This window comes from Pseudomonas frederiksbergensis, from assembly GCF_001874645.1.
Lineage (GTDB): Bacteria > Pseudomonadota > Gammaproteobacteria > Pseudomonadales > Pseudomonadaceae > Aquipseudomonas > Aquipseudomonas frederiksbergensis_B.
Map to the genome: position 1 here is coordinate 5,606,675 of NZ_CP017886.1, position 22,113 is coordinate 5,628,787.

Consider the following 22,113-nt stretch of genomic DNA (forward strand, 5'->3'; position numbering starts at 1 on the left):
CAGGAAAACTTATGTCAGCCCATGATGATGGCCCGTTGCAAACCCAGGCCACCGGCGAGACCGTGCTGCGTTATCACGTGTGCTGGAAGCACCGGGACCTGGACGGCGTCATGGCGCTGTATCACCCGGACATCCAGTACAACGACTTTTTTCAGAACCGCGTTCTCGGCTTGAGTGAGTTACGCGAGTACGTGCGCAGCAGCATGCCGCGCGATCCGGATGAGGCGCTGGAGCATTCGGACCGGATTCGCCTGGACGGCAACACCGCGTTCATTCAGTACTGCGTGACCTTGCGCGGCGGCGAAGGGCTGGTGTCGTTTCGCTCCAGTGAGGCGATCACCGTGCGCGACGGGCTGATCTGGCGCGTCAATGAGTACGCATCCCTGGTCCACGAACAGGCGCCCAGCAAATCGGCCGCCAGTTCGCGCCCGGCAGTCAGTCGGCTGGGGCTTTCGCCGCGCCAGCTGAGCTTCATGGCCGAGGATTTGCAGCAATACTTCGAGCGTCAGCAACCCTATCTCGACCCGGAGCTCGATTTGCAACGGGTGGCGAAGGAGTGCGGTTATAGCCGTAATCAGATTTCCTATCTGTTGAATCAGGTGCTCGGCCAGAGCTTTTACCGTTACGTGAACCAGGCACGCCTGCGGCACTTGCTGGCGGCGCTGGACACGACAGCGCCGCCGCTGCGCATCGATGAGCTGGCGTTCGCCGCCGGTTTCAATTCGCTCTCGGCGTTCTACAACTGCTTTCGCCAGCACACCGGCCTGTCACCCAAGGCCTACGCCAAACAAATTTCTTTGCGTGCACGCGCGCAAGACAGCCACTGAACCGAGGCACTAGGATCGGCGCCATCGAAGTTTGAGTGGCGGAGTCTTGCATGCCGGCGTGGCGCACTATCAGTTTGTGGATGGACCAGCTTGAGGAGCCGTTACGGGCACGGCCGTCGCTTGAGAAGGATCTGGATGTCGATGTCGCAATCATCGGTGCCGGCTACACCGGCCTCTGGACCGCTTACTACCTCAAGCGTCTGGCACCCGACCTGAAGATCGCCATCATTGAAGCCCAGACTGCGGGCTTCGGTGCATCTGGTCGCAACGGCGGCTGGTTGATGGGCAATCTGCTGGGTGAGGATCGTTTGCTTGCCGATTTGCCGGCGGAACAGCGCCGCGCGTCTTTTGATTTGCTGCATCGTATTCCTGATGAAGTGGAAGTCGTCCTCGAACGTGAAGGCATCGACTGCGACTTTCGCAAGGGCGGGGTGCTTTACTGCGCGGCCCGTTATCCCGAGCAGGAAAGCAGCCTGCGTCGTTATCTGGACTCGCTCTACCGCCAGGGCCTGAACGAAGCCGATTACTGCTGGCTCAGCCCCGAGCAACTCGCTCAACAGATCCGTGTCGCCAAACCCTATGGCGCAATTTTTGCGCCGCACTGCGCGACGATCCAGCCGGCGAAGCTGGTGAGTGGCCTGGCGCGTGCGGTGGAGCGCATGGGCGTCAGCATCTATGAAAACAGTCCGGTCAGTCACTGGCAATCCGGCCGCTTGCGCACCGCCAAGGCTTCAGTGCGCAGCCGCTGGATCGTGCCGGCTGTGGAAGGCTACGCCGTGACGCTGGCGCCGTTGGGGCGTTATCAGTTACCGGTGCAGAGCTTGTTGGTGGCGACCGAACCTTTGTCCGCCTCGACCTGGGACGAGATCGGTCTCAGCCGTGGCCAGGCGTTCAGTGAAAGCAGTCGCCAGGTCACTTACGGCCAACGCACCGCTGACAATCGACTGGTGTTCGGTGCCCGTGGCGGCTACCAGTTTGCCGGCAAGCTGCGCCACGACTTTGACCTGACCCGGAATGAAGTCGAGTTGCGTCGCTACCTGTTTGGCGAGCTTTTCCCGCAGCTGAAGAGCGTCAACATCACCCATTCCTGGGGCGGCAACCTCGGCATGTCCCGACGCTTCAAGCCGCACATGCTCTGCGATCAGCGTAGTGGCATCGCCTTGTCTGGCGGTTATGGTGGCGAGGGTGTCGGCGCGAGCCATCTCGGCGGCAGGACCCTGGCGGACCTGATTCTTGGACGCGACACCGAGCGGGTCCGTCAGCCGTGGGTCATTGCGCAGGGTGGTCTCGACGCGCTCAAAGCCTGGGAGCCCGAGCCACTGCGCTGGTTGGGCTACAACGCGATCATTCGAAGTTTCATCCATGAGGACCAGGCCCTGGCCGACCCGACCAGCGCGCCATGGCGCCGCAAACTGGCCAGTCAGGTAGCGGGTTTCATGGAAGGTTTCATGCGGTAAACGTGTTACCTGCGTCTTGATTTTTTGATCCTCTGATCACCCGACCCACTGAATATCGACCCGGTCCGCGCACGGCTGTGGAACACGATTCGGACCGAGAGTTGAGTGGTTACATCTGGTTGAGCATTGCACCGGCCTGAATGCCGTCAACACTGTAAGTTCTGAGCCTCCTTTGAATGGATATGGGGGCAAGGAATGCCTGTTTCAACGAATGCTGGACGATTGCGCAAAGGACGGGTGTCGGAGGCTGGGCGAATTTACTTACTGACTGCGGTCGTTCATCAGCGCCAGTCGGTTTTTTTGGATTGGCGATTGGGGCGGTTGGTGGTGGAGCAGCTTAGGCTTGTTCAGGAAGATGGCTGGGCAGACTTCTTGACCTGGATCGTGATGCCAGATCATTTTCATTGCTTGCTTGAACTGCGAGAAAAGACGTTGGCGCAAGTGATGTGTCGTATCAAGTCTCGCAGTAGTTTGGCAGTGAATCAGGCATTAGGGCGTAAAGGGCGTTTGTGGCAGAAGGGGTATCACGATCGCGCTGTTCGCGGGGAAGAAGACGTGAAAACCCTTGCGCGATACGTCATTCAAAACCCGATTCGTGCCGGGTTGGTTCAGCGGGTTCATGATTATCCGTTATGGGATGCGTGCTGGCTCTGATACCGAGGCGTCCGGTTTTACGACCGCAGCGCGGCCGAACGCGGCCTGCGACCGCTGCTACGGGGGGTGTGCGCCGTGGTTTTTGTAGCAGCTGGCGCAGCCTGCGTTCGAGTGCGCAGCGCTCGTCAATGCTGACGGCTTGGTGAATCTGACGCACCGCAGCGCCTGGTTTTACGACCGCTGCGCGGCCGAACGCGGCCTGCGACCGCTGCTACGGGGGGTGTGCGCCGTGGTTTTTGTAGCAGCTGGCGCAGCCTGCGTTCGAGTGCGCAGCGCTCGTCAATGCTGACGGCTTGGTGAATCTGACGCACCGCAGCGCCTGGTTTTACGACCGCTGCGCGGCCGAACGCGGCCTGCGACCGCTGCTACGGGGGGTGTGCGCCGTGGTTTTTGTAGCAGCTGGCGCAGCCTGCGTTCGAGTGCGCAGCGCTCGTCAATGCTGACGACTCGGTGAATCTGATGCACCGCAGCGCATGGTTTTACGACCGCTGCGCGGCCGAACGCGGCCTGCGACCGCTGCTACGGAGGTTGTGTGCGCCGTGGTTTTTTGTAGCAGCTGGCGTAGCCTGCGTTCGAGTGCGCAGCGCTCGTCAATGCTGACGGCTTGGTGAATCTGACGCACCGCAGCGCCTGGTTTTACGACCGCTGCGCGGCCGAACGCGGCCTGCGACCGCTGCTACGGGGGGTGTGCGCCGTGGTTTTTGTAGCAGCTGGCGCAGCCTGCGTTCGAGTGCGCAGCGCTCGTCAATGCTGACGGCTTGGTGAATCTGACGCACCGCAGCGCCTGGTTTTACGACCGCAGCGCGGCCGAACGCGGCCTGCGACCGCTGCTACGGGGGGTGTGCGCCGTGGTTTTTGTAGCAGCTGGCGCAGCCTGCGTTCGAGTGCGCAGCGCTCGTCAATGCTGACGGCTTGGTGAATCTGACGCACCGCAGCGCCTGGTTTTACGACCGCAGCGCGGCCGAACGCGGCCTGCGACCGCTGCTATGGGGGGGGCGCAGTGGTTTTTGTAGCAGCTGGCGCAGCCTGCGTTCGAGTGCGCAGCGCTCGTCAATGCTGACGGCTTGATGAATCTGACGCACCGCAGCGCATGGTTTTACGACCGCTGCGCGGCCGAACGCGGCCTGCGACCGCTGCTATGGGGGGGCGTGGTTTTTGTAGCAGCTGGCGCAGCCTGCCTTTGAGCACGTCACTGGAAATGCTCAATAACGATCACATCTCGCCGTTGTACAGTACCGCGGCTGAAACGGTGGAAGAGGCAATCATCAATGTGCTGTCGGCGGGTGAGGATATGCGCAACGACGATGGTCGTCAGGTGGATGCACTTAAACCCGAACATTGACGGCACGCTTGGAGTGCAACTGGATGGCGTAAGGCCAGGTAAAAACTGCGACGTATTCATCAAATACACCTGTACTGTTATTTAATATTTAAATAGACCACTGTCCGACAATCCGCAGTGGAGATTGAACGACAAAGATTATTTCGACTCGCCGGTCATTGTTTTCGGCCATTTTGTGGAGTTGTTCAATTTGACGCCAAAAAAGTAGTGGACGTTTGATTTCAAATTGTGTCAGTTTTCCTTCGCCTTCATTGGGCGAGTGATAGGACGATCTCGCCAGAGATTGTCGCTGTCTGACAAAAAACTGTTCCATTGCTAAACAAGGAAGTGTGTTTATGTCGAAAGTAAAAGTTAAAGCTATTGAATCGGCCGACGCAGCACCAAGTTCCGCGTGGTCGCAAATCGATAGTTTCAGCCATCAGTATGACCGTGGCGGCAATCTGACGGTCAATGGCAAACCCTCCTTCTCGGTAGATCAAGCCGCGACGCAACTGCTGCGTGACGGTGCCTCCTGGCACGATCTCAACGGCAACGGCAAGATCGATCTCACCTATTCGTTTCTGACCGCTCCAACGTCGAACTTCAGCGACCTGGGTGTTACTGGCTTTAGCCAGTTCAGTTCTGTGCAGAAGGCCCAGGCCGTGCTCGCCATGCAATCCTGGGCGGACGTAGCCAATGTCAGCTTTACCCAAGCGGCAAAGGGGGGCGATGGTCACATGAGTTTCGGCAACTACAGTGGCGGCCAGGAAGGTGCAGCAGCATTCGCTTTCCTGCCCGGTACTGAACCTGGCCATGACGGCGAGTCCTGGTACCTGACCGGCAGTGGCTACAACGTCAACAAGACCCCGGGCGTGAACAACTATGGTCGCCAGACCCTGACTCACGAAATCGGGCATACCCTCGGTCTGTCTCACCCTGGCGACTACAACGCCGGCGAAGGCAATCCGACCTACAACGACGCGTCCTATGGCCAGGACACTCGTGGCTACAGCCTCATGAGTTACTGGAGTGAGAGCAACACCAACCAGAACTTCAGCAAGGGTGGTGTCGAGGCGTATTCCTCCGGCCCGTTGATGGACGATATTGCGGCGGTGCAGAAGCTCTACGGTGCCAACATGAGCACCCGTGCCGATGACACCACCTACGGTTTCAACTCCAATACCGGTCGTGATTACCTCAGCGCGACGTCTTCGTCGGACAAGCTGGTGTTCTCGGTGTGGGACGGCGGCGGCAACGATACCCTGGACTTCTCTGGTTTCACCCAGAATCAGAAAATCAACCTCAATGAGGCCTCGTTCTCCGACGTTGGCGGCTTGGTAGGCAACGTTTCCATTGCCAAGGGTGTGACCGTCGAGAATGCCATCGGCGGTTCGGGGAATGACTTGCTGATTGGTAACAGCGCGAACAACGTGCTCAAAGGCGGTGCCGGTAACGACATCATCTACGGCGCGGGTGGCGCGGACAAACTCTGGGGTGGATCGGGCTCGGATACCTTCGTGTATGCCGCAAGCTCGGACTCCAAGCCAGGTGCGGCCGATCAGATCATGGACTTCACCAGTGGTCTGGACAAAATCGACCTGAGTGCCATCACCCAAGGCGCGGGCCTGCACTTCGTGAACGCGTTCACCGGTGCGGCAGGCGACGCGGTATTGAGCACGATTTCCGGTGGCAGCAGCCTTGCCATCGACTTCTCCGGGCATGGCGTGGCTGACTTCCTGGTCAGCACCGTTGGCCAGGCAGCGACCACGGACATCGTGGCCTGAGTCGATGACTATGGGGGCAGCGCATCTGCGCTGCCCTTTGCCCTTGCCAGTACCGCTGCGGTAGGCGAGGCTGCACAGGCTACAACCTGGGACGAAACACCTTATGACCCATAACGCCTTTACCTATAGGGCAATGGCTTGGCTGATCGCCACGCTGATAATGTTTTCTGGAGAGGTAGTCATGGCAAGCAGCCTGAGATTAGCGGACCCGTCGGAACTGGCCGGGGAGTGGCAGGTTTACCTGAAGTCTGCCCCACAAAACATCTGTGCACTGAAACTTGAACAGAATCAAATAGTGGCTGGCGATATTGAATGCCTCGCTGGCTGGCTCAGCGAAACACCCATCGGTTGGTTCCCGGAACCCGACGGTCTATCGCTGACCGGTAAAGAAGGTTCAAGAATTATTCATCTTGGCCGACAGCAAGAAGGGCGTTACCAAAGTACCAAACCATCTGACCCGCAGATTGTTCTGCAACGCGTTCCAGACTAAGAACACAACGGTAAGCCGAGTCTTTTCCAGTAGTGGAACTAACGACTCATCCACAGTTTTTTGCTGACGGGTAAATAACCTGAACTCTATGTCGTCATGGAATAGAGTTCGTTCGCCTGTCAGTTGCACTATTAAAAAGTATGCCCCCAACGAGAAGGGGGCAGTTTATTGGAACCGTGTCGAACTACCGCGCGGGCTATCAGCTCAGGGAAGATCAATGAGAATGGCGAAGACCACTCCCACTGCACCGCTATTGAAGGCGCTGGGCGACTATAAACGTATTCTGATCAGCGTCGGTTGTTTCACCGCATTGATTAACGTACTGATGTTAGTGCCGTCGATTTACATGCTCCAGGTCTATGACCGGGTACTCTCGTCGCAGAATGAAACCACCCTGGCCATGTTGTCGCTGATGGTGGTGGGCTTTTTCGTGTTTATCGGTTTGCTGGAGACTGTGCGCAGCTTCATCGTGATTCGCATCGGCAGCCAGCTTGAGCGACGCTTCAATCTGCGGGTCTATCAGGCCGCGTTCGAGCGCAACCTGTTCAAGGGCGAAGGCAATGCCGGCCAGTCGTTGGGCGACCTGACCCACATTCGTCAGTTCGTCACCGGGCCTGCGCTGTTTGCGTTCTTCGATGCACCGTGGTTTCCGGTTTACCTGTTCGTGATCTATCTGTTCAACGTCTGGCTTGGGGTGTTCGCGACCGTCGGTGCGGTGCTGCTGATCGGTCTGGCGTTCCTCAACGAGGCGATGACCAAAAAGCCCTTGGGTGAGGCCGGCGGTTACTCGCAACGATCCTCGCAACTGGCCACCAGTCACCTGCACAACGCCGAGACCATCCAGGCGATGGGCATGCTCGGGGCGTTGCGCAAACGCTGGTTCCAGGTGCATTCGCGTTTTCTGGGCTTGCAGAATCAGGCCAGCGATACCGGCGCGGTCATCAGTTCCCTGAGTAAAACCCTGCGTCTGTGCCTGCAATCGCTGGTGCTGGGGCTGGGCGCGTTGCTGGTGATCAAGGGCGAGATGACCGCCGGGATGATGATCGCAGGCTCGATCCTGATGGGCCGGGTACTGAGCCCGATCGATCAGTTGATTGCTGTCTGGAAACAATGGAGCGGGGCAAAGCTGGCGTATCGGCGCCTGGACGCCTTGCTGCAAGAGTTCCCGTCGAGTGACGACGCCATGGAGTTGCCTGCGCCCAAGGGCCAGATGACCTTCGAACAGGTCAGCGCTGGTCCACCGGGCCAACGTACGGCGACCTTGCACAGGGTCAATTTCAACCTCGGGGCTGGCGAAGTGCTGGGGGTGCTTGGTGCGTCCGGCTCCGGCAAATCGACTCTGGCGCGGGTGCTGGTGGGTGTCTGGCCGACCCTGGCCGGCACTGTGCGGCTGGACGGTGCGGACATCCACCGCTGGAACCGCGACGACCTTGGCCCCTACATCGGCTATCTGCCACAAGACATCGAACTGTTCAGCGGCAGCGTCGCCGAGAACATTGCACGCTTTCGCGAGGCAGACGCGCAGAAGGTGGTCGAAGCGGCTCAACAAGCCGGCGTGCACGAGATGATTCTGCGCTTGCCGCAAGGCTACGACACGTTGCTCGGCGAGGACGGCAGCGGTTTATCCGGCGGCCAGAAACAGCGCGTGGCCCTGGCCCGAGCACTGTATGGCGGGCCTAGCCTGGTGGTGCTCGATGAACCGAACTCGAACCTCGATACCGTTGGCGAGGCCGCATTGGCCAGCGCCATTGCACAGATGAAAGCCCAGGGCACCAGCGTGATTCTGGTGACCCACCGTTCCTCTGCGTTGGCCCAGGCCGACAAGTTGCTGGTGCTCAACGAAGGCTGTTTGCAAGCCTTCGGGCCGAGCCAGGAAGTGCTCAAGGCGCTGTCGGGTGCGCAACAGGAACAACCACGGGAAAAACCCGCCGCACCGGCCGGGCTCAGCATGAGCCGCCAGTATCAGGCCCCGACCAAGAGCAGCGGTGTATGAGCAAGGACAGCGGCATGACAATCGAACAAGGTTACGCACCGGAGCGCCCTGAGCGCGACGCCGGCTTTTTTGCCCGCATGGGCTGGATCCTCGCCGTGGTCGGCGCCGGCAGCTTTTTTCTCTGGGCCAGTCTGGCGCCTCTCGATCAGGGGATGGCGGTGCAGGGCACGGTGGTGGTGTCCGGCAAGCGCAAGGCTGTGCAGTCGATGAGTGGCGGGGTGGTCAGCCGGATTCTGGTGCGTGAAGGTGAGGCCGTGAAACAAGGTCAGCCGTTGTTTCGCCTCGACCAGACTCAGGTCGAAGCGGACGTGCAATCCTTGCAAGCCCAATACCGTATGGCCTGGGCCAGTCTGGCGCGTTGGCAGAGTGAGCGTGACAACCTCAAACAGGTGAGTTTCCCGGCCGAACTGAGCAACGACCCCGACCCGCGTCTGGCGTTGGTGCTGGAGGGCCAGCGGCAACTGTTCAGCAGCCGTCGCGAAGCGTTCGATCGTGAGCAGGCCGGGTTGCGCGCCAACATCGAAGGTGCCACCGCGCAATTGGCCGGGATGCGTCGGGCGCGCACCGACTTGACCGCGCAGGCTGAATCGCTGCGCCAGCAACTGACCAACCTGCAACCCTTGGCCGACAACGGTTACATCCCGCGCAACCGGCTGATGGACTACCAGCGTCAGCTCTCGCAGGTGCAACAGCAGCTGGCGCAGAACACCGGCGAAAGCGGGCGAGTGGAGCAGGGCATTCTTGAAACGCGCTTGAAGCTGCAACAGCACAGCGAGGAGTACCAGAAAGAGGTGCGCAGCCAGTTGGCAGACGCACAGCTCAAGAGCCTGACCCTGGAGCAGCAGCTGACCTCGGCCGATTTTAATCTGCAACACAGCGAAATCACTGCGCCGGCCGATGGCATCGCGGTCAACCTCGGCGTGCACACCGAAGGCGCGGTGGTTCGTCCGGGTGAAACCTTGCTGGAGATCGTGCCCCAAGGCACACGCCTTGAGGTCGAAGGTCACCTGCCGGTGAACCTGATCGACAAGGTCGGCAGTCACTTGCCGGTAGACATCCTGTTCACCGCGTTCAACCAGAGCAAAACCCCGCGGGTGCCGGGCGAAGTCAGTCTGATTTCAGCCGACCAGATGGTCGATGAAAAAACCGGCGTGCCGTACTACGTGCTGCGCAGCAGCGTCAGCGATGTGGCCATGGGGAAACTCAACGGGCTGGTGATCAAGCCGGGCATGCCGGCGGAAATGTTCGTACGCACCGGTGAACGCTCACTCCTCAACTATCTGTTCAAACCTCTGCTCGACCGGGCAGGCTCCGCATTGACCGAGGAATAAGGATGTCCCGTCGTATGAGCAAGCTTTCCATTCTCGGGACCGCTATTGCATGGCTGGTCTGCACCCACGTTCACGCCATGGGGCCATTTGAGGTTTACGAACAGGCACTGCGCAACGATCCGGTATTCCTGGGTGCCATCAAGGAGCGTGACGCTGGCCTGGAAAACCGCGCGATTGGCCGTGCCGGTTTGCTGCCGAAACTGTCGTACGACTACAACAAGGGCCGCAACAACTCCAAGGCCACTTCCCTGGACGAACACCGTCGCAATCAGACCGAAGACCGCAACTACAACAGCTACGGCTCGACCTTCACCCTGCAACAGCCGCTGTTCGACTATGAGGCGTACGCGGCCTATCGCAAGGGCGTCGCGCAATCGCTGTTCGCCGATGAAAATTTTCGCGGCAAGAGCCAGGAACTGCTGGTGCGGGTGCTGACCTATTACACCCAGGCGCTGTTTGCCCAGGATCAGATCGACATCGCGCAAGCGAAGAAAAAAGCCTTCGAAGAACAGTTCCAGCAGAACGAGCAGATGTTCCGTCAGGGCGAGGGCACCCGCACCGATATTCTCGAAGCGGAATCGCGTTACGAACTGGCCACCGCTGAAGAGATCGAGGCCCGCGACGAGCAAGATGCTGCCTTGCGCGAGCTGGGAGCGCTGATCGGCACGCGGGATATTGATATCAAGGACCTCGAGCCCTTGGGCGAGTCCTTTGAGTCATTCACCTTGCAACCGGCCAATTTCGACACTTGGCATGAACTCGCACTGAGCAACAACCCGAACCTGGCGTCCCAGCGTCAGGCGGTTGAAGTGGCGCGGTTCGAAGTAGAGCGCAATCGCGCCGGGCACCTGCCCAGGGTCAGCGCCTACGCGACAGCGCGGCAGAACGAGTCGGAAAGCGGCAACACCTACAACCAGCGCTACGACACCAACACCATAGGCATTCAGGTCAGCGTGCCGCTGTATGCCGGTGGTGGGGTGTCGGCATCGACTCGTCAGGCCAGTCGCTCGATGGAGCAAGCCGAATACGATCTGGACTCGAAAACCCGCGAAACCCTGATCGAACTGCGTCGCCAGTTCAGCGCCTGCCTGTCGGGTGTCAGCAAGCTGCGCGCCTATCAAAAGGCCCTGACGTCGGCCGAAGCGCTGGTGGTCTCGACCAAGCAAAGCATCCTCGGCGGCGAGCGGGTCAACCTTGATGCGCTGAACGCCGAACAGCAGCTCTACACCACACGCCGTGACCTGGCCCAGACCCGTTATGACTATTTGATGGCCTGGACCAAGTTGCATTACTACGCCGGCAACTTGCGTGAAGAGGACCTGGCCAAGGTCGATGAAGCCTTCGGCCGGCGTAAGACAACCCGATAAACGCCTCACCGCTGGACCGCCCCTGGATGGGGGCTACCCGTCTAATAACGCCAGGAAAGCGAGTATTTATGAACACGGACGTACGTCGTTATCGTTCCCGGCCGATCACCACCGGCCCATTGCTGTTGCTCGTCGCCGCGCTGCCCGCTGCCGTTCACGCGGCCTACCTTGATCCGGGGCAAGTGGGTGATCCCGCCAGTTGGCGCACCGCTGAGTACCAGCGCGACTGGGGGCTGGATCGCCTGAAGGCGAATGAAGCCTATGCCGCAGGATTCACCGGCAACGGGGTGAAAATCGGCGCGCTGGACTCAGGTTTTGATCCGAATCATCCCGAAGCTGCGCGCTTTCATGCGGTCACAGCCAGTGGCAACTACCTCAACGGCACGCCGTTCAGTGTCAGCGGTAACCTCAACGCCAACAACGACTCCCACGGCACCCACGTCACCGGCACCATGGGCGCCGCGCGTGACGGTGTCGGCATGCACGGCGTGGCGTTCAACGCGGATGTGTACGTCGCCAACACCAATCAGAACGACAGTTTCCTTTTTGGCCCGGGCCCCGATCCGCGCTATTTCAAAGCGGCTTATAACGCCTTGGCCGATGCCGGCGTGCGGGTGATCAACAACAGTTGGGGCAGCCAGCCCAAGGATGTCGACTACAAGACGCTCGACAGCCTGCACGCGGCCTATGCCCAGCACTGGAACCAGAACACCTGGATTGATGCGGCTGCCGATGTCTCGCGCCGGGGCGTGATCAACGTATTCAGCGCCGGCAACAGTGGGTACGCCAACGCCAGCGTGCGTGCGGCCCTGCCGTATTTCGAGCCAGACCTGGAAGGCCACTGGATGGCGGTGTCGGGGCTGGATAAAAACAACCAGCAAAAATACAACCAGTGCGGGATCGCCAAGTACTGGTGCATCAGCACGCCGGGCGCGCAGATCTACAGCACCATCGTCGGTGGCGGTTATGCCAGTTACAACGGCACGTCGATGGCGGCGCCACATGCAACCGGTGCCTTGGCGCTGGTGATGGAACGCTACCCGTACATGAACAACCAGCAAGCCTTGCAGGTGTTGCTGACGACCGCGACCCAGCTTGACGGTTCGATCACCGACGCGCCGACCACTCGGGTCGGTTGGGGTGTGCCCGACCTGGCGCGGGCGATGAGAGGGCCGGGGCAATTGCTCGGTCCATTCGACGCCAGTCTTGCAGCCGGTCAACGTGATGTGTGGAGCAACGACATCTCGGACAAGGCGCTGATTCAGCGTCAGCGCGAAGACGCCGCCGAGCACAACGCCTGGCAACAGACCTTGAAAGACAAAGGCTGGGAAAACGGCATCGCGACCAACGCCAGTCAGCAGGACAAGACCGATTACGCGGTGGGCACGGCGCGCGATGCGGCCGCCGCCACACGACATTATGACGGCAGCCTGATCAAATCCGGTGCGGGCCAGTTGATTCTGGCCGGGAACAACAGCTATCGCGGTGCGACCACAGTCAATGGCGGCCTGTTGACGGTCAATGGTTCGCTGGACTCGGCGGTGACGGTCAATGACAGCGGCACCCTGGGCGGTTCCGGGCGAGTCGGTGGAGTTATCGCCAACAGCGGCGCAACCGTTGCGCCGGGTAATTCGATCGGCACCTTGCAGGTCAACGGCGATGTGACGCTGGCGCCCGGTTCGACCTATGCGGTGGAGCTGTCGTCGACCCGCAGCGACCGCATTGTCGCCAGCGGTACGGCGACCGTCGCGGGCGCCACTGTCAGCCTCGCGCTGGAAAACAGTCCGACATTGTTAAGTGCCCGTCAGGTCGACAGTCTGCTGGGTCGCCAGTACAACATCCTGCAAGCGGCGGGCGGCATTCAGGGGCAATTCGGTGCGGTGCTGCCGAATTACCTGTTCATCGGCGGCAGTCTCGATTACTCGGCGACCGGCGTGCAGCTGGCGATTCAACGCAACGACACGTCGTTTGCCAGTGCCGGGCAAACCCCGAATCAACGTTCCGTGGCCGTTGCCGCCGAGCAATTGGGTACGGGCAATCCGGTTTACGAAAGCCTCTTGCTGTCGCCGTCGGCAGCGTCTGCCCAACAGGCGTTCCAGCAGTTGTCCGGGGAAATCTATCCGGCGCTTGGCTCCCTGCTGGTCAACGACAGCCGCTACCTGCGTGAGGCGGTGACGGAACGTTTGCAGGCAGATCCTGCCACTGGCGGTAGCGGTTGGGTCAAGGCGCTGGGCGCCTGGGGCAAGACCGATGAGCGCAATGACACGGCGGGCTCGACCACCTCGATTGACGGCTTGCTGGCCGGGGTCGACGGTTCGCTCGACGAAGACACGCGTCTGGGATTTGTCACTGGCTACAGCAACAGCTCGCTGAACATGGGCAGTGGCACCCATTCGCGGGCGCAGGTCGACAGCTACCACCTGGGCGCTTACGCCGGACGCGAACTGGGCGCACTGCGTCTGAGTCTCGGCGGGTCTTACAGCTGGCACCGGGCAGACATCAAGCGCGACCTGCAGTACGGCGATGTCAGCGCCAAACTGACCGCCAAGGTCGACGCCAACACCACGCAAGTATTCACCGAAGCCGCCTACCGGATAGACCGGCAACCCGTGGCGCTGGAGCCGTTCGCCCACCTCGCCTATGTGCACCTGGACACTGACGGTTTCACCGAAAAAGGCGATGCCGCAGCGCTGAAAAGTGGCCGCGACACGCGTGATGCGGTGCTCGGCACGTTGGGCGTACGTGTGCTGAAAACCATCAACCTTTCCCGTCAGCAACAGCTTGATCTGGCCGGCACCCTCGGCTGGCAGCACAACCTGAGTGCCACCCCCTCGGAAGATCATCTGGCGTTTGCCGGCGGCGGCCCTGGGTTCGCCGTCGAAAGCGCACCACTGGCCCGCAACGCGGCGCTGATCGGTGTTCAGGCAGGGCTGGCGTTGGCCAAGGACGTTCGCTTGAACCTCGATTACAACGGCCGTCTGGCCAGCGGCGAAAACAGCCATGGAGTAGGGCTGAGCCTGAATTGGCAGTTCTGATCACAACGTATTACGACGTAGGAGCCTGCGATCTTTTCCATGGATGACTCCGTCCGCAAGTTCAAAAGATCGCAGCCTTCGGCAGCTCCTACAGGTGGAGCCCGGTTGGCGTAGGCGTTGGCGAAGCCTGCGATCCTTTCGGCCATTTTGAATACGCCGAAAGTGCGTGAGTAATAAAAGAAGAAAGACCACTAAGGAAGGTAGCTGGATGGAAGGCAAGTCTCGCAACAACACGCCTGTGCAAATCGGCATCAGCCGCAAGGCAACAGCCCTCAATGGGGCCTTTATCGCTTATCTGGCGGCGATCGGTGTCGCCCAGGCCACGCCCTATGTAGAAACCGGCGTGCACGGCGATCCCAACAGCTGGCGCAGTCCTGAATTCAACGCCGAGTGGGGGCTGGGGGCGATCAACGCCCAGGATGCCTATGCGGCCGGGTACACCGGTAAAGGCATCAAACTGGGCATCTTCGATCAACCGGTCTACGCCCCGCACCCGGAGTTTTCCGGAGCGAACAAAGTGCTGACCCTGGTCACCAGCGGTATCCGCGAATACACCGACCCCTACATTCCGGTCAAGGCCGGAGACGCCTTTCGGTATGACGGCACACCGTCGGTGGGTTACGACGGCAAACTGGGGTCTCATGGCACCCACGTTGGCGGGATTGCCGCCGGCAGCCGCGATGGCAGTCCGATGCACGGCGTGGCGTTCAACGCGCAAATCATCAGTGCCGACAACGGCGACCCGGGACCTGAAGACGGGATCATTCTCGGCAACGACGGCGCGGTCTACAAAGCTGGCTGGGACGCGCTGCGAGAGAGCGGTGCACGGATTATCAACAACAGCTGGGGCATCGGCATCACCGATCGCTTCAAAAAGGGTGGCAAGGACCCGGCGTTCCCACACTTCACCGTGCAGGACGGCCAGGCACAGTTCGATCAGATCCAGCCGCTGCTCAATACCAAGCAGGGCGGCGCATACCGAGGCGCCATCGACGCGGCACGCAGCGGCATCGTGACCATCTTTGCCGCCGGTAACGACTACAACCTCAATAACCCGGACGCGATTGCCGGCCTGGGTTACTTCGTGCCGGACATTGCCACGAACTGGGTCACCGTCGCGGCTCTGCAAATGAACCCGGACACCAACAGTCCCAATCCCTACCTCATCAGCACCTTCTCGTCGCGTTGCGGTTATACCGCAGGCTTTTGTGTGTCGGCACCGGGTACCAAGATCTACAGCGCAGTGATCGGCGGTACTAACCTCGACAACCTGACCGTGGGCTATGCCAACAAGAACGGCACCTCAATGGCTGCGCCACACGTTGCCGGTGCCACGGCAGTGTTGATGGAACGCTTCCCGTACATGACCGGCGCGCAGGTCGCCACGGTGCTGAAAACCACCGCCACCGACATGGGTGCGCCGGGCATCGATTCGCTGTACGGCTGGGGCATGATCAACCTGCGCAAGGGCCTCGACGGTCCCGGCATGTTTGTCGCCGACGCCGACATTCCGCAGGAATTCCGCGTGGCCGGATCGTATGGCTCAGGCCAGTTTGTCGCCGACCTGCCAGGCATGGGGGCGGTCATCGATGCCGGCAAGCCCACGCAGCGGATCTGTAACGATATCGGTTGCGGGCTCGACGTCTGGCGCAACGATATTTCCGGCCACGGCGGTTTGACCAAGCAGGGTATCGGTACGCTGGTGATGACCGGAAGCAACACGTATGCCGGGCCAACCCTGGTGAATCAGGGGCGACTGGCAGTCAACGGTTCGCTGCTGTCAGCGGTCACGGTCAACGACAGCGGCATCCTCGGTGGCTCCGGGCAGGTCGGCGCATTGACCGCGAAAAGCGGCGGCACCGTCGCGCCGGGTAACTCGATCGGCACCTTGCACGTTGCCGGCGACGTGACCTTCGAGCCCGGTTCGACCTATGCCGTCGAGCTGTCTCCCACCAGCAGCGACAGCATCGTTGCCGGCGGCACGGCGACGATCCAGGGCGCGACCGTGAGCCTTTCGCTGGAAAACAGCCCGACGCTGTTGAGCCCCGGCGACGTCCGCAGCCTGATCGGCCATCAGTACAACATCCTGCAAGCGGCCGGCGGTATCCAGGGCCAGTTCGGTGCGGTGTTGCCGAACTACGCGTTTATCGGTGGCAACCTCGATTACTCGGCGACCGGCGTGCAATTGGCGGTCGAACGCAATGGCAACTCCTTCGCCAGCGTCGGGCAAACCCCGAATCAGCGCTCCGTCGCTGCCGCCGCCGAGCAACTGGGCGTGGGCAACGCCGTGTATGAAAGCCTGCTGCTGTCTCCGAGCGTGACGTCTGCCCAACAAGCCTTCCAGCAACTGTCCGGGGAGATTCATCCGGCGATCGGCACCTTGTTGGTCAACGACTCGCGCTATGTGCGTGATGCCGTCGGTGAGCGCCTGCGTGATGGCGGCCTCTATGACGCCGCAACGCCGAACAGCAACGAGAACAACGCCTGGGTCAAAGTGCTGGGCGCCTGGGGCAAGACCGACAGTGGTCACGACAACGCCAACTACACCCGCTCCATCAGCGGTCTGTTGGCCGGGGGCGACGGATTGATTGCCGACCACACTCGACTGGGTTTCGTCACCGGCTACAGCAACAGCTCGTTGAACATGGGCGATGGCACTCATTCTTCTGCCTCGGTCGACAGCTACCACCTGGGCCTGTACGCCGGGCATGAAATGGATGCGCTGCGTCTGAGCGTCGGTGGTGCTTACAGCTGGCACCGCATCGACACTCAACGCGATCTGCAGTTCGGCGATGTCAGCGCCAAGCAGAAATCCAAGCGCGATGCGCACACCACACAAGTGTTCACTGAGGCGGCTTATCGCCTGGACCTGCAACCGTTGGCACTGGAACCTTTCGCGAATCTGGCCTACGTGCACCTGGGCAGTGACAGTTTCACCGAGAAAGGTGGTGCGGCGGCGCTCAAGGGCGGTGACGACAACCGTGACGCCGTGCTCTCCACGCTGGGCCTGCGGGCGAACAAGCGCCTGGCGCTGACCGAGCATCAGCAACTCGACCTGTCCGGGACCCTGGGCTGGCAGCACAACCTGAGCAACATCCACGCCGAGGAAAACCTCGCGTTTGCATCCGGCAGTACGCCGTTTGCCGTGCAGAGCGTTTCCATGGACCGCAACGCGGCGGTGGTCGGCGTTCGCGCAGGCCTGGCGCTGGCGCGCGATATCACGCTGAACCTGGATTACAACGGACTGCTGGGCTCGAAGGACAAGACCCACGGCGTCGGGCTGACCCTCGACTGGCAGTTCTGATTTGAAAAACCGCAACACGCAACAGCAATAACCAAGAGGCAAGAAAATGGGTGTTTTTGATTACAGGACGTTCGGCAGCGAGGCCAGCAAGGCGTTGTACAGCGATGCGATTGCACTGACGCTGTACGCCTACACGCCGACCGGCAAGCCATTGGCCACCGGCTGGACGCCGATCACCGCCGGACAATTGGGTTATCAGGGCAAGGTCGGTGCCCAAGGCACGTTCTTCGGCGAGCAGGACGGCTTTACCAGCGCCGAAGCCGAGGTGCTGGCCAAGTACGATGCTGCGGGCAAGCTGATCTCCCTCGGTATCGCTTTTCGCGGGACCGGTGGCCTGGGTTACAGCGATACCTACGGCGACATGAAGAACAATCTGCTGGCCGCTATCGGCCCGAAGGATTATGCGAAGAACTACGCCAAAAACGCCTTCGACACCTTGCTCAAGGACGTTGCGGCGTTCGCCAGCAGCCAGGGCCTGTACGCCAAGGACGTGCTGATCACGGGCCACAGTCTGGGCGGTCTGGGCGCCAACAGCGTGGCCGAATTGAGTGCCGACCACTGGGGCGGTTACTTCAAGGACGCCAACTACATGACCTTCGCCTCGCCGACGCAAAGTTCGGCGAGCACTCACGTGCTGAACATCGGTTACGAAAACGACCCGGTGTTTCGTGTGCTCGACGGCACGACCTTCACCCGTTCATCGCTGTACAAGCACGATAAACCCCAAGAGTCGGCGACCAACAACATCGTCAACGTCAACGACCACTACGTATCCACCCAGATGACCCCGTTCAGCATTGCTAACCCGCAACACTGGGCGGCCCACAGCTCCCTCGGTTATGCCGACGGCCTGAACCGGGTGATCGGTTCAAGCTTCTACGACCTCACCAGCAAGGACTCGACGATCCTCGTCTCGACCTTGTCGGAGTCGTTGCGTGCCAGCACCTGGATCGAAGACCTGGATCGCAGCGGTGAAACGCACACTGGCAGCACCTTCATCATCGGCACCGACAGCAACGATTTGCTGCGGGGTGGCAAGGGCAACGACTTCCTGGAAGGTCGCGACGGCAATGACACCTTCAGGGATGCCGGCGGCTACAACATCCTGCTCGGCGGCAAAGGGCAGAATGTGTTCGACCTGCAACAGCCGTTGAAGAACTTCACCTTTGCCAACGACGGTGACGGCACGCTGTATGTGCGCGACAGCTACGGCGGCATCAGCATGACCCGCGACATCGGCGCGCTGGTCAGCAAGGAGTCGGGGGCGATGTGGGGTCTGCTCAACAAGGACGTTACCTATAACGTCACCGCCAAAGGCTTGTTGGCCGGCACCGAGCTGACTCACTACAACCACTCGCTTAATGGCGATGCCTACGGCAATTCGCTGGTGGCCACCGCTGACGGTGACTGGCTGTTCGGGTTGTCGGGCAACGACGTGCTGCGCAGCGACAAGAGCCAGGTGACGTTCGTCGGCGGCGAGGGCAATGACGTCCTGTATGCCTCCGGCGGCCACAACACCTTCCTGTTCAGCGGCGCGTTCGGCTTCGACGCCATCAACGGTTATCAGGGCAGCGACAAGCTGGTGTTCATGGGCGTTCAAGGCGCGGGGCTGGGCTATGACTACAGCCAGCATGTTTCGCAATCGGGTAACGACACGCTGCTCAAGGTCGGCGACTACGCGGTGACGCTGGTCGGTGTCGGCCTGGACAACCTGTCTGGCGCGGGGATCGTATTTGTTTAAACCGCAGTACAAGAAGGCATTGCACTAACTGGAACGCCCCGCGCTTCGGGGCGTTCCAGCTGCGTGAGCTATCTCTGACAATTTCATCAAAGAGAGAGGCAATACCATGGGTGTTTATGACTACAAAAACCACAACTCAGCCGAATCAAAAGCGCTGTTTTCCGATGCGCTGGCGATCACGCTGTACTCCTATCACAACCTCGACAATGGCTTTGCCACGGGCTATCAGCACAATGGTTTCGGCCTTGGACTGCCGGCGACGCTGGTCACTGCGCTGATCGGTGGCACTGATTCGCAAGGGGTGATTCCCGGTGTTCCCTGGAACCCCGACTCGGAAAAAGCCGCGCTGGACGCGGTGCAAAAGGCCGGCTGGACACCGATCACTGCCAGCCAGTTAGGCTATGGTGGCAAGGTCGATGCGCGGGGAACCTACTTCGGCGAAAAAGCCGGTTACACCACGGCCCAAGTCGAGATCCTCGGCAAGTACGACGCTCAGGGGCATCTCACGGAAATCGGCGTTGCCTTTCGCGGCACCAGCGGCCCGCGTGAAATTCAGATTTCGGATTCCATCGGCGATGTGATCAACGACCTGATGGCGGCGTTAGGCCCCAAGGACTACGCCAAGCATTACACCGGTGAAGCCTTTGGTTCATTGCTCAAAAATGTCGCCGCGTTTGCCACAGCCAATGGCCTGAGCGGCAAGGACGTACTGGTCAGCGGCCACAGCCTTGGCGGGCTGGCGGTCAATAGCCTGGCGGATCTGAGCGGCGATCACTGGAACGGTTTCTACAAGGATGCCAACTACATCGCCTACGCGTCACCGACCCAAAGCAGCACCGACAAAGTGCTCAACATCGGTTACGAAAACGATCCGGTATTCCGCGCGCTGGACGGCTCAACGTTCAACCTGGCATCGGTGGGCGTACACGATGCCCCTCAGGACTCGGCAACCAACAACATCGTCAGCTTCAACGACCATTACGCCTCGGCTGCCTGGAACCTGCTGCCGTTTTCGATCCTCAACGTCCCGACCTGGATTTCCCACCTGCCCACCGGTTACGGCGATGGCATGACCCGGGTGCTGGAGTCGAAGTTCTACGACCTGACCAGCAAGGATTCGACGATCATCGTCGCCAATCTGTCGGACCCGGCGCGCAGTAACACCTGGGTTCAGGACCTCAATCGCAACGCCGAAGCCCACAAGGGCAGCACCTTTATCATTGGCAGTAACGGTGACGATCTGATCCAGGGCGGCAAAGGCAACGACTACCTGGAGGGTGGAGATGGCAACGACACCTTCAGGGATGCGGGCGGTTACAACATCATCCTGGGCGGCAAGGGCAGCAACACGCTGGACGTGCAGCAGTCGGTGAAGAACTTCGATTTTGCCAACGACGGCGCTGGCACCCTGTATGTTCGCGATGCCAACGGCGGGATCAGTATCACCCGTGACATTGGCAGCATCATCAGTAAAGAACCGGGATTCCTCTGGGGTTTACTCAAGGATGACGTGACCCACAGCGTCACCGATAAAGGCCTGCTCGCAGGGAACCACCTGACTCAATATGCGGCATCGCTCAAAGGTGGTGCGGGCGACAATGTCCTCAAGGCCGATGCGAGTGGCGAGTGGTTGTTTGGCCTGGACGGCAACGACCATTTGATCGGCGGTAAAGGCAATAACGTGCTGGTGGGCGGTGCCGGTGATGATCTGATGGAGTCGGGCGGGGGGAGCAATACCTTCCTGTTCAGCGGCCACTTCGGCAACGACCGGATCCTCGGTTACCAGACCAGCGACAAGCTGGTCTTCCTCGGGGTCGAAGGCGTGGGGCAAAGCTACGACGTACGCGATCACGCCAAAGCCGTAGGCGCCGATACCGTGCTGAGCTTCGGTCATGACTCGGTGACGCTGGTCGGGGTTGGGCTCGATCATCTGGCCAGTTCAGGCGTGGTGATCGCCTGAGGTTAAAAAAGCCCGGCGCGAACGTTGGTTCGTGCCGGGCTTTGTTCCGGCGAGCCAGGCGTAAAGCAGAGTTTTTTCTGCAACGGCATTAAACCATCGGCCACGCCATACGTTTCCAGATGGCACGACCTTCGCGCGACACAGACGTCAGGCGCGGTGAACCGAAACAGGAGAGTGAACACAGTGAGTAACAGCAAGAGGCAGGCCGTCGCAGTAGCGCTGATGATTTTATCGGCGCGCGCGATGGCCGAGGAGTTGCCTCATGGCTCGATTTTGAACCGATATGGCGTAACTGCCGATCAACTGCCCACACCCGCACAGGTCGAACAGACCGAGCCTGAACCCGAGAAAAGCCATTTTCAGATTCAGCCGGAACAACCCTGGGTGAAGTTAAGCCTGGGTGACGGCAAGCAGCCGCCAGTGACCGGAAACATCAGCATCGACAACGCGAATGCCCGGGAATACGAGCGCTGCCAAACCATCAGAGGGCAAATGTTGCGACGTGGCGGGCAGGTCATTTCCTGCGATAACAGTATTCCGGGGCAAGACCCTGGATTGCAGATGCCTTAAGGATCATTTTTCTTGGCGGATGGTGGCGACGTCGTCCGCCTTGACCTTGATTTTGGCTCCGGAAATGTCCTCGAACTCAACGAAACCTTCCGTGCCCTTGGTTTTCGGCATGTCCTTGGTCAAATATTGGGTGCCGTTCTGCAACGTCACCACCGTTGGAGACGCGCAACCGCCTAATGCCAGCAAGCCCACGATGGCCAGGGGCACGCTCAGAGTGCGGATATTCATAGACAAACCTCTCTTTCAGAACGCTCTGGATCGTTTCGACACACAGGTGCG

14 protein-coding genes and 1 pseudogene are annotated in these 22,113 nt (G+C 60.3%); 14 read left to right on the forward strand and 1 reads right to left on the reverse strand.

Annotation, left to right across the window (positions count from 1 at the left end; genetic code table 11):
• Window positions 1–11 precede the first annotated feature (11 nt).
• The 14 genes and pseudogenes from BLL42_RS26765 to BLL42_RS26830 all read left to right on the forward strand — a co-directional run bounded on the left by BLL42_RS26765 (window position 12) and on the right by BLL42_RS26830 (window position 21,834).
• On the forward strand, window positions 12–827 hold the full coding sequence (locus BLL42_RS26765; protein ID WP_071555566.1) for a helix-turn-helix domain-containing protein: 816 nt from the start codon (window positions 12–14) through the stop codon (window positions 825–827).
• Between the two features lie 50 nt (window positions 828–877).
• On the forward strand, window positions 878–2,284 hold the full coding sequence (locus BLL42_RS26770; RefSeq protein ID WP_071555567.1) for an NAD(P)/FAD-dependent oxidoreductase: 1,407 nt from the start codon (window positions 878–880) through the stop codon (window positions 2,282–2,284).
• 195 nt (window positions 2,285–2,479) lie between these two features.
• Window positions 2,480–2,938, forward strand: coding sequence for an REP-associated tyrosine transposase (locus tag BLL42_RS26775; RefSeq protein WP_071555568.1), 459 nt, complete (start codon window positions 2,480–2,482; stop codon window positions 2,936–2,938).
• Window positions 2,939–4,106: 1,168 nt separating this feature from the next.
• Window positions 4,107–4,280: pseudogene (locus BLL42_RS26780) on the forward strand (P1 family peptidase); the annotation flags it as partial.
• A 335-nt stretch (window positions 4,281–4,615) separates the two neighbouring features.
• The gene (locus BLL42_RS26785) at window positions 4,616–6,043 is read left to right on the forward strand and encodes a serralysin family metalloprotease (RefSeq protein ID WP_071555569.1); all 1,428 of its coding nucleotides are present in this window, start codon (window positions 4,616–4,618) and stop codon (window positions 6,041–6,043) included.
• A 103-nt stretch (window positions 6,044–6,146) separates the two neighbouring features.
• Entirely contained in the window at window positions 6,147–6,533 is a 387-nt protein-coding gene (locus tag BLL42_RS26790; RefSeq protein ID WP_071555570.1) for an AprI/Inh family metalloprotease inhibitor, read from the forward strand.
• A gap of 217 nt (window positions 6,534–6,750) precedes the next feature.
• Window positions 6,751–8,526 carry a type I secretion system permease/ATPase gene (locus tag BLL42_RS26795; RefSeq protein ID WP_071555571.1) on the forward strand — a complete coding sequence of 592 codons (1,776 nt, stop codon included), beginning with the start codon at window positions 6,751–6,753 and terminating at the stop codon, window positions 8,524–8,526.
• Window positions 8,527–8,540: 14 nt separating this feature from the next.
• Window positions 8,541–9,857 carry an HlyD family type I secretion periplasmic adaptor subunit gene (locus tag BLL42_RS26800; protein WP_129586986.1) on the forward strand — a complete coding sequence of 439 codons (1,317 nt, stop codon included), beginning with the start codon at window positions 8,541–8,543 and terminating at the stop codon, window positions 9,855–9,857.
• A 2-nt stretch (window positions 9,858–9,859) separates the two neighbouring features.
• A complete protein-coding gene (locus tag BLL42_RS26805; protein WP_071555573.1) occupies window positions 9,860–11,224 on the forward strand; it encodes a TolC family outer membrane protein in 1,365 nt (454 codons plus the stop codon).
• Window positions 11,225–11,292: 68 nt separating this feature from the next.
• A complete protein-coding gene (eprS, locus tag BLL42_RS26810) occupies window positions 11,293–14,259 on the forward strand; it encodes an autotransporter serine peptidase EprS (protein WP_071555574.1) in 2,967 nt (988 codons plus the stop codon).
• A gap of 208 nt (window positions 14,260–14,467) precedes the next feature.
• Window positions 14,468–17,563, forward strand: coding sequence for an autotransporter serine protease (locus BLL42_RS26815; protein WP_081427342.1), 3,096 nt, complete (start codon window positions 14,468–14,470; stop codon window positions 17,561–17,563).
• Window positions 17,564–17,609: 46 nt separating this feature from the next.
• Window positions 17,610–19,304, forward strand: coding sequence for a polyurethane esterase (locus tag BLL42_RS26820; RefSeq protein WP_071555575.1), 1,695 nt, complete (start codon window positions 17,610–17,612; stop codon window positions 19,302–19,304).
• A gap of 106 nt (window positions 19,305–19,410) precedes the next feature.
• On the forward strand, window positions 19,411–21,264 hold the full coding sequence (locus BLL42_RS26825) for a polyurethane esterase (RefSeq protein ID WP_071555576.1): 1,854 nt from the start codon (window positions 19,411–19,413) through the stop codon (window positions 21,262–21,264).
• A gap of 183 nt (window positions 21,265–21,447) precedes the next feature.
• The gene (locus BLL42_RS26830) at window positions 21,448–21,834 is read left to right on the forward strand and encodes a hypothetical protein (protein ID WP_071555577.1); all 387 of its coding nucleotides are present in this window, start codon (window positions 21,448–21,450) and stop codon (window positions 21,832–21,834) included.
• Between the two features lie 3 nt (window positions 21,835–21,837).
• On the opposite strand, the gene BLL42_RS26835 is transcribed toward BLL42_RS26830, so the two are convergent.
• The gene (locus tag BLL42_RS26835) at window positions 21,838–22,062 is read right to left on the reverse strand and encodes a YgdI/YgdR family lipoprotein (protein WP_071555578.1); all 225 of its coding nucleotides are present in this window, start codon (window positions 22,060–22,062) and stop codon (window positions 21,838–21,840) included.
• Between the last annotated feature and the right edge of the window lie 51 nt (window positions 22,063–22,113).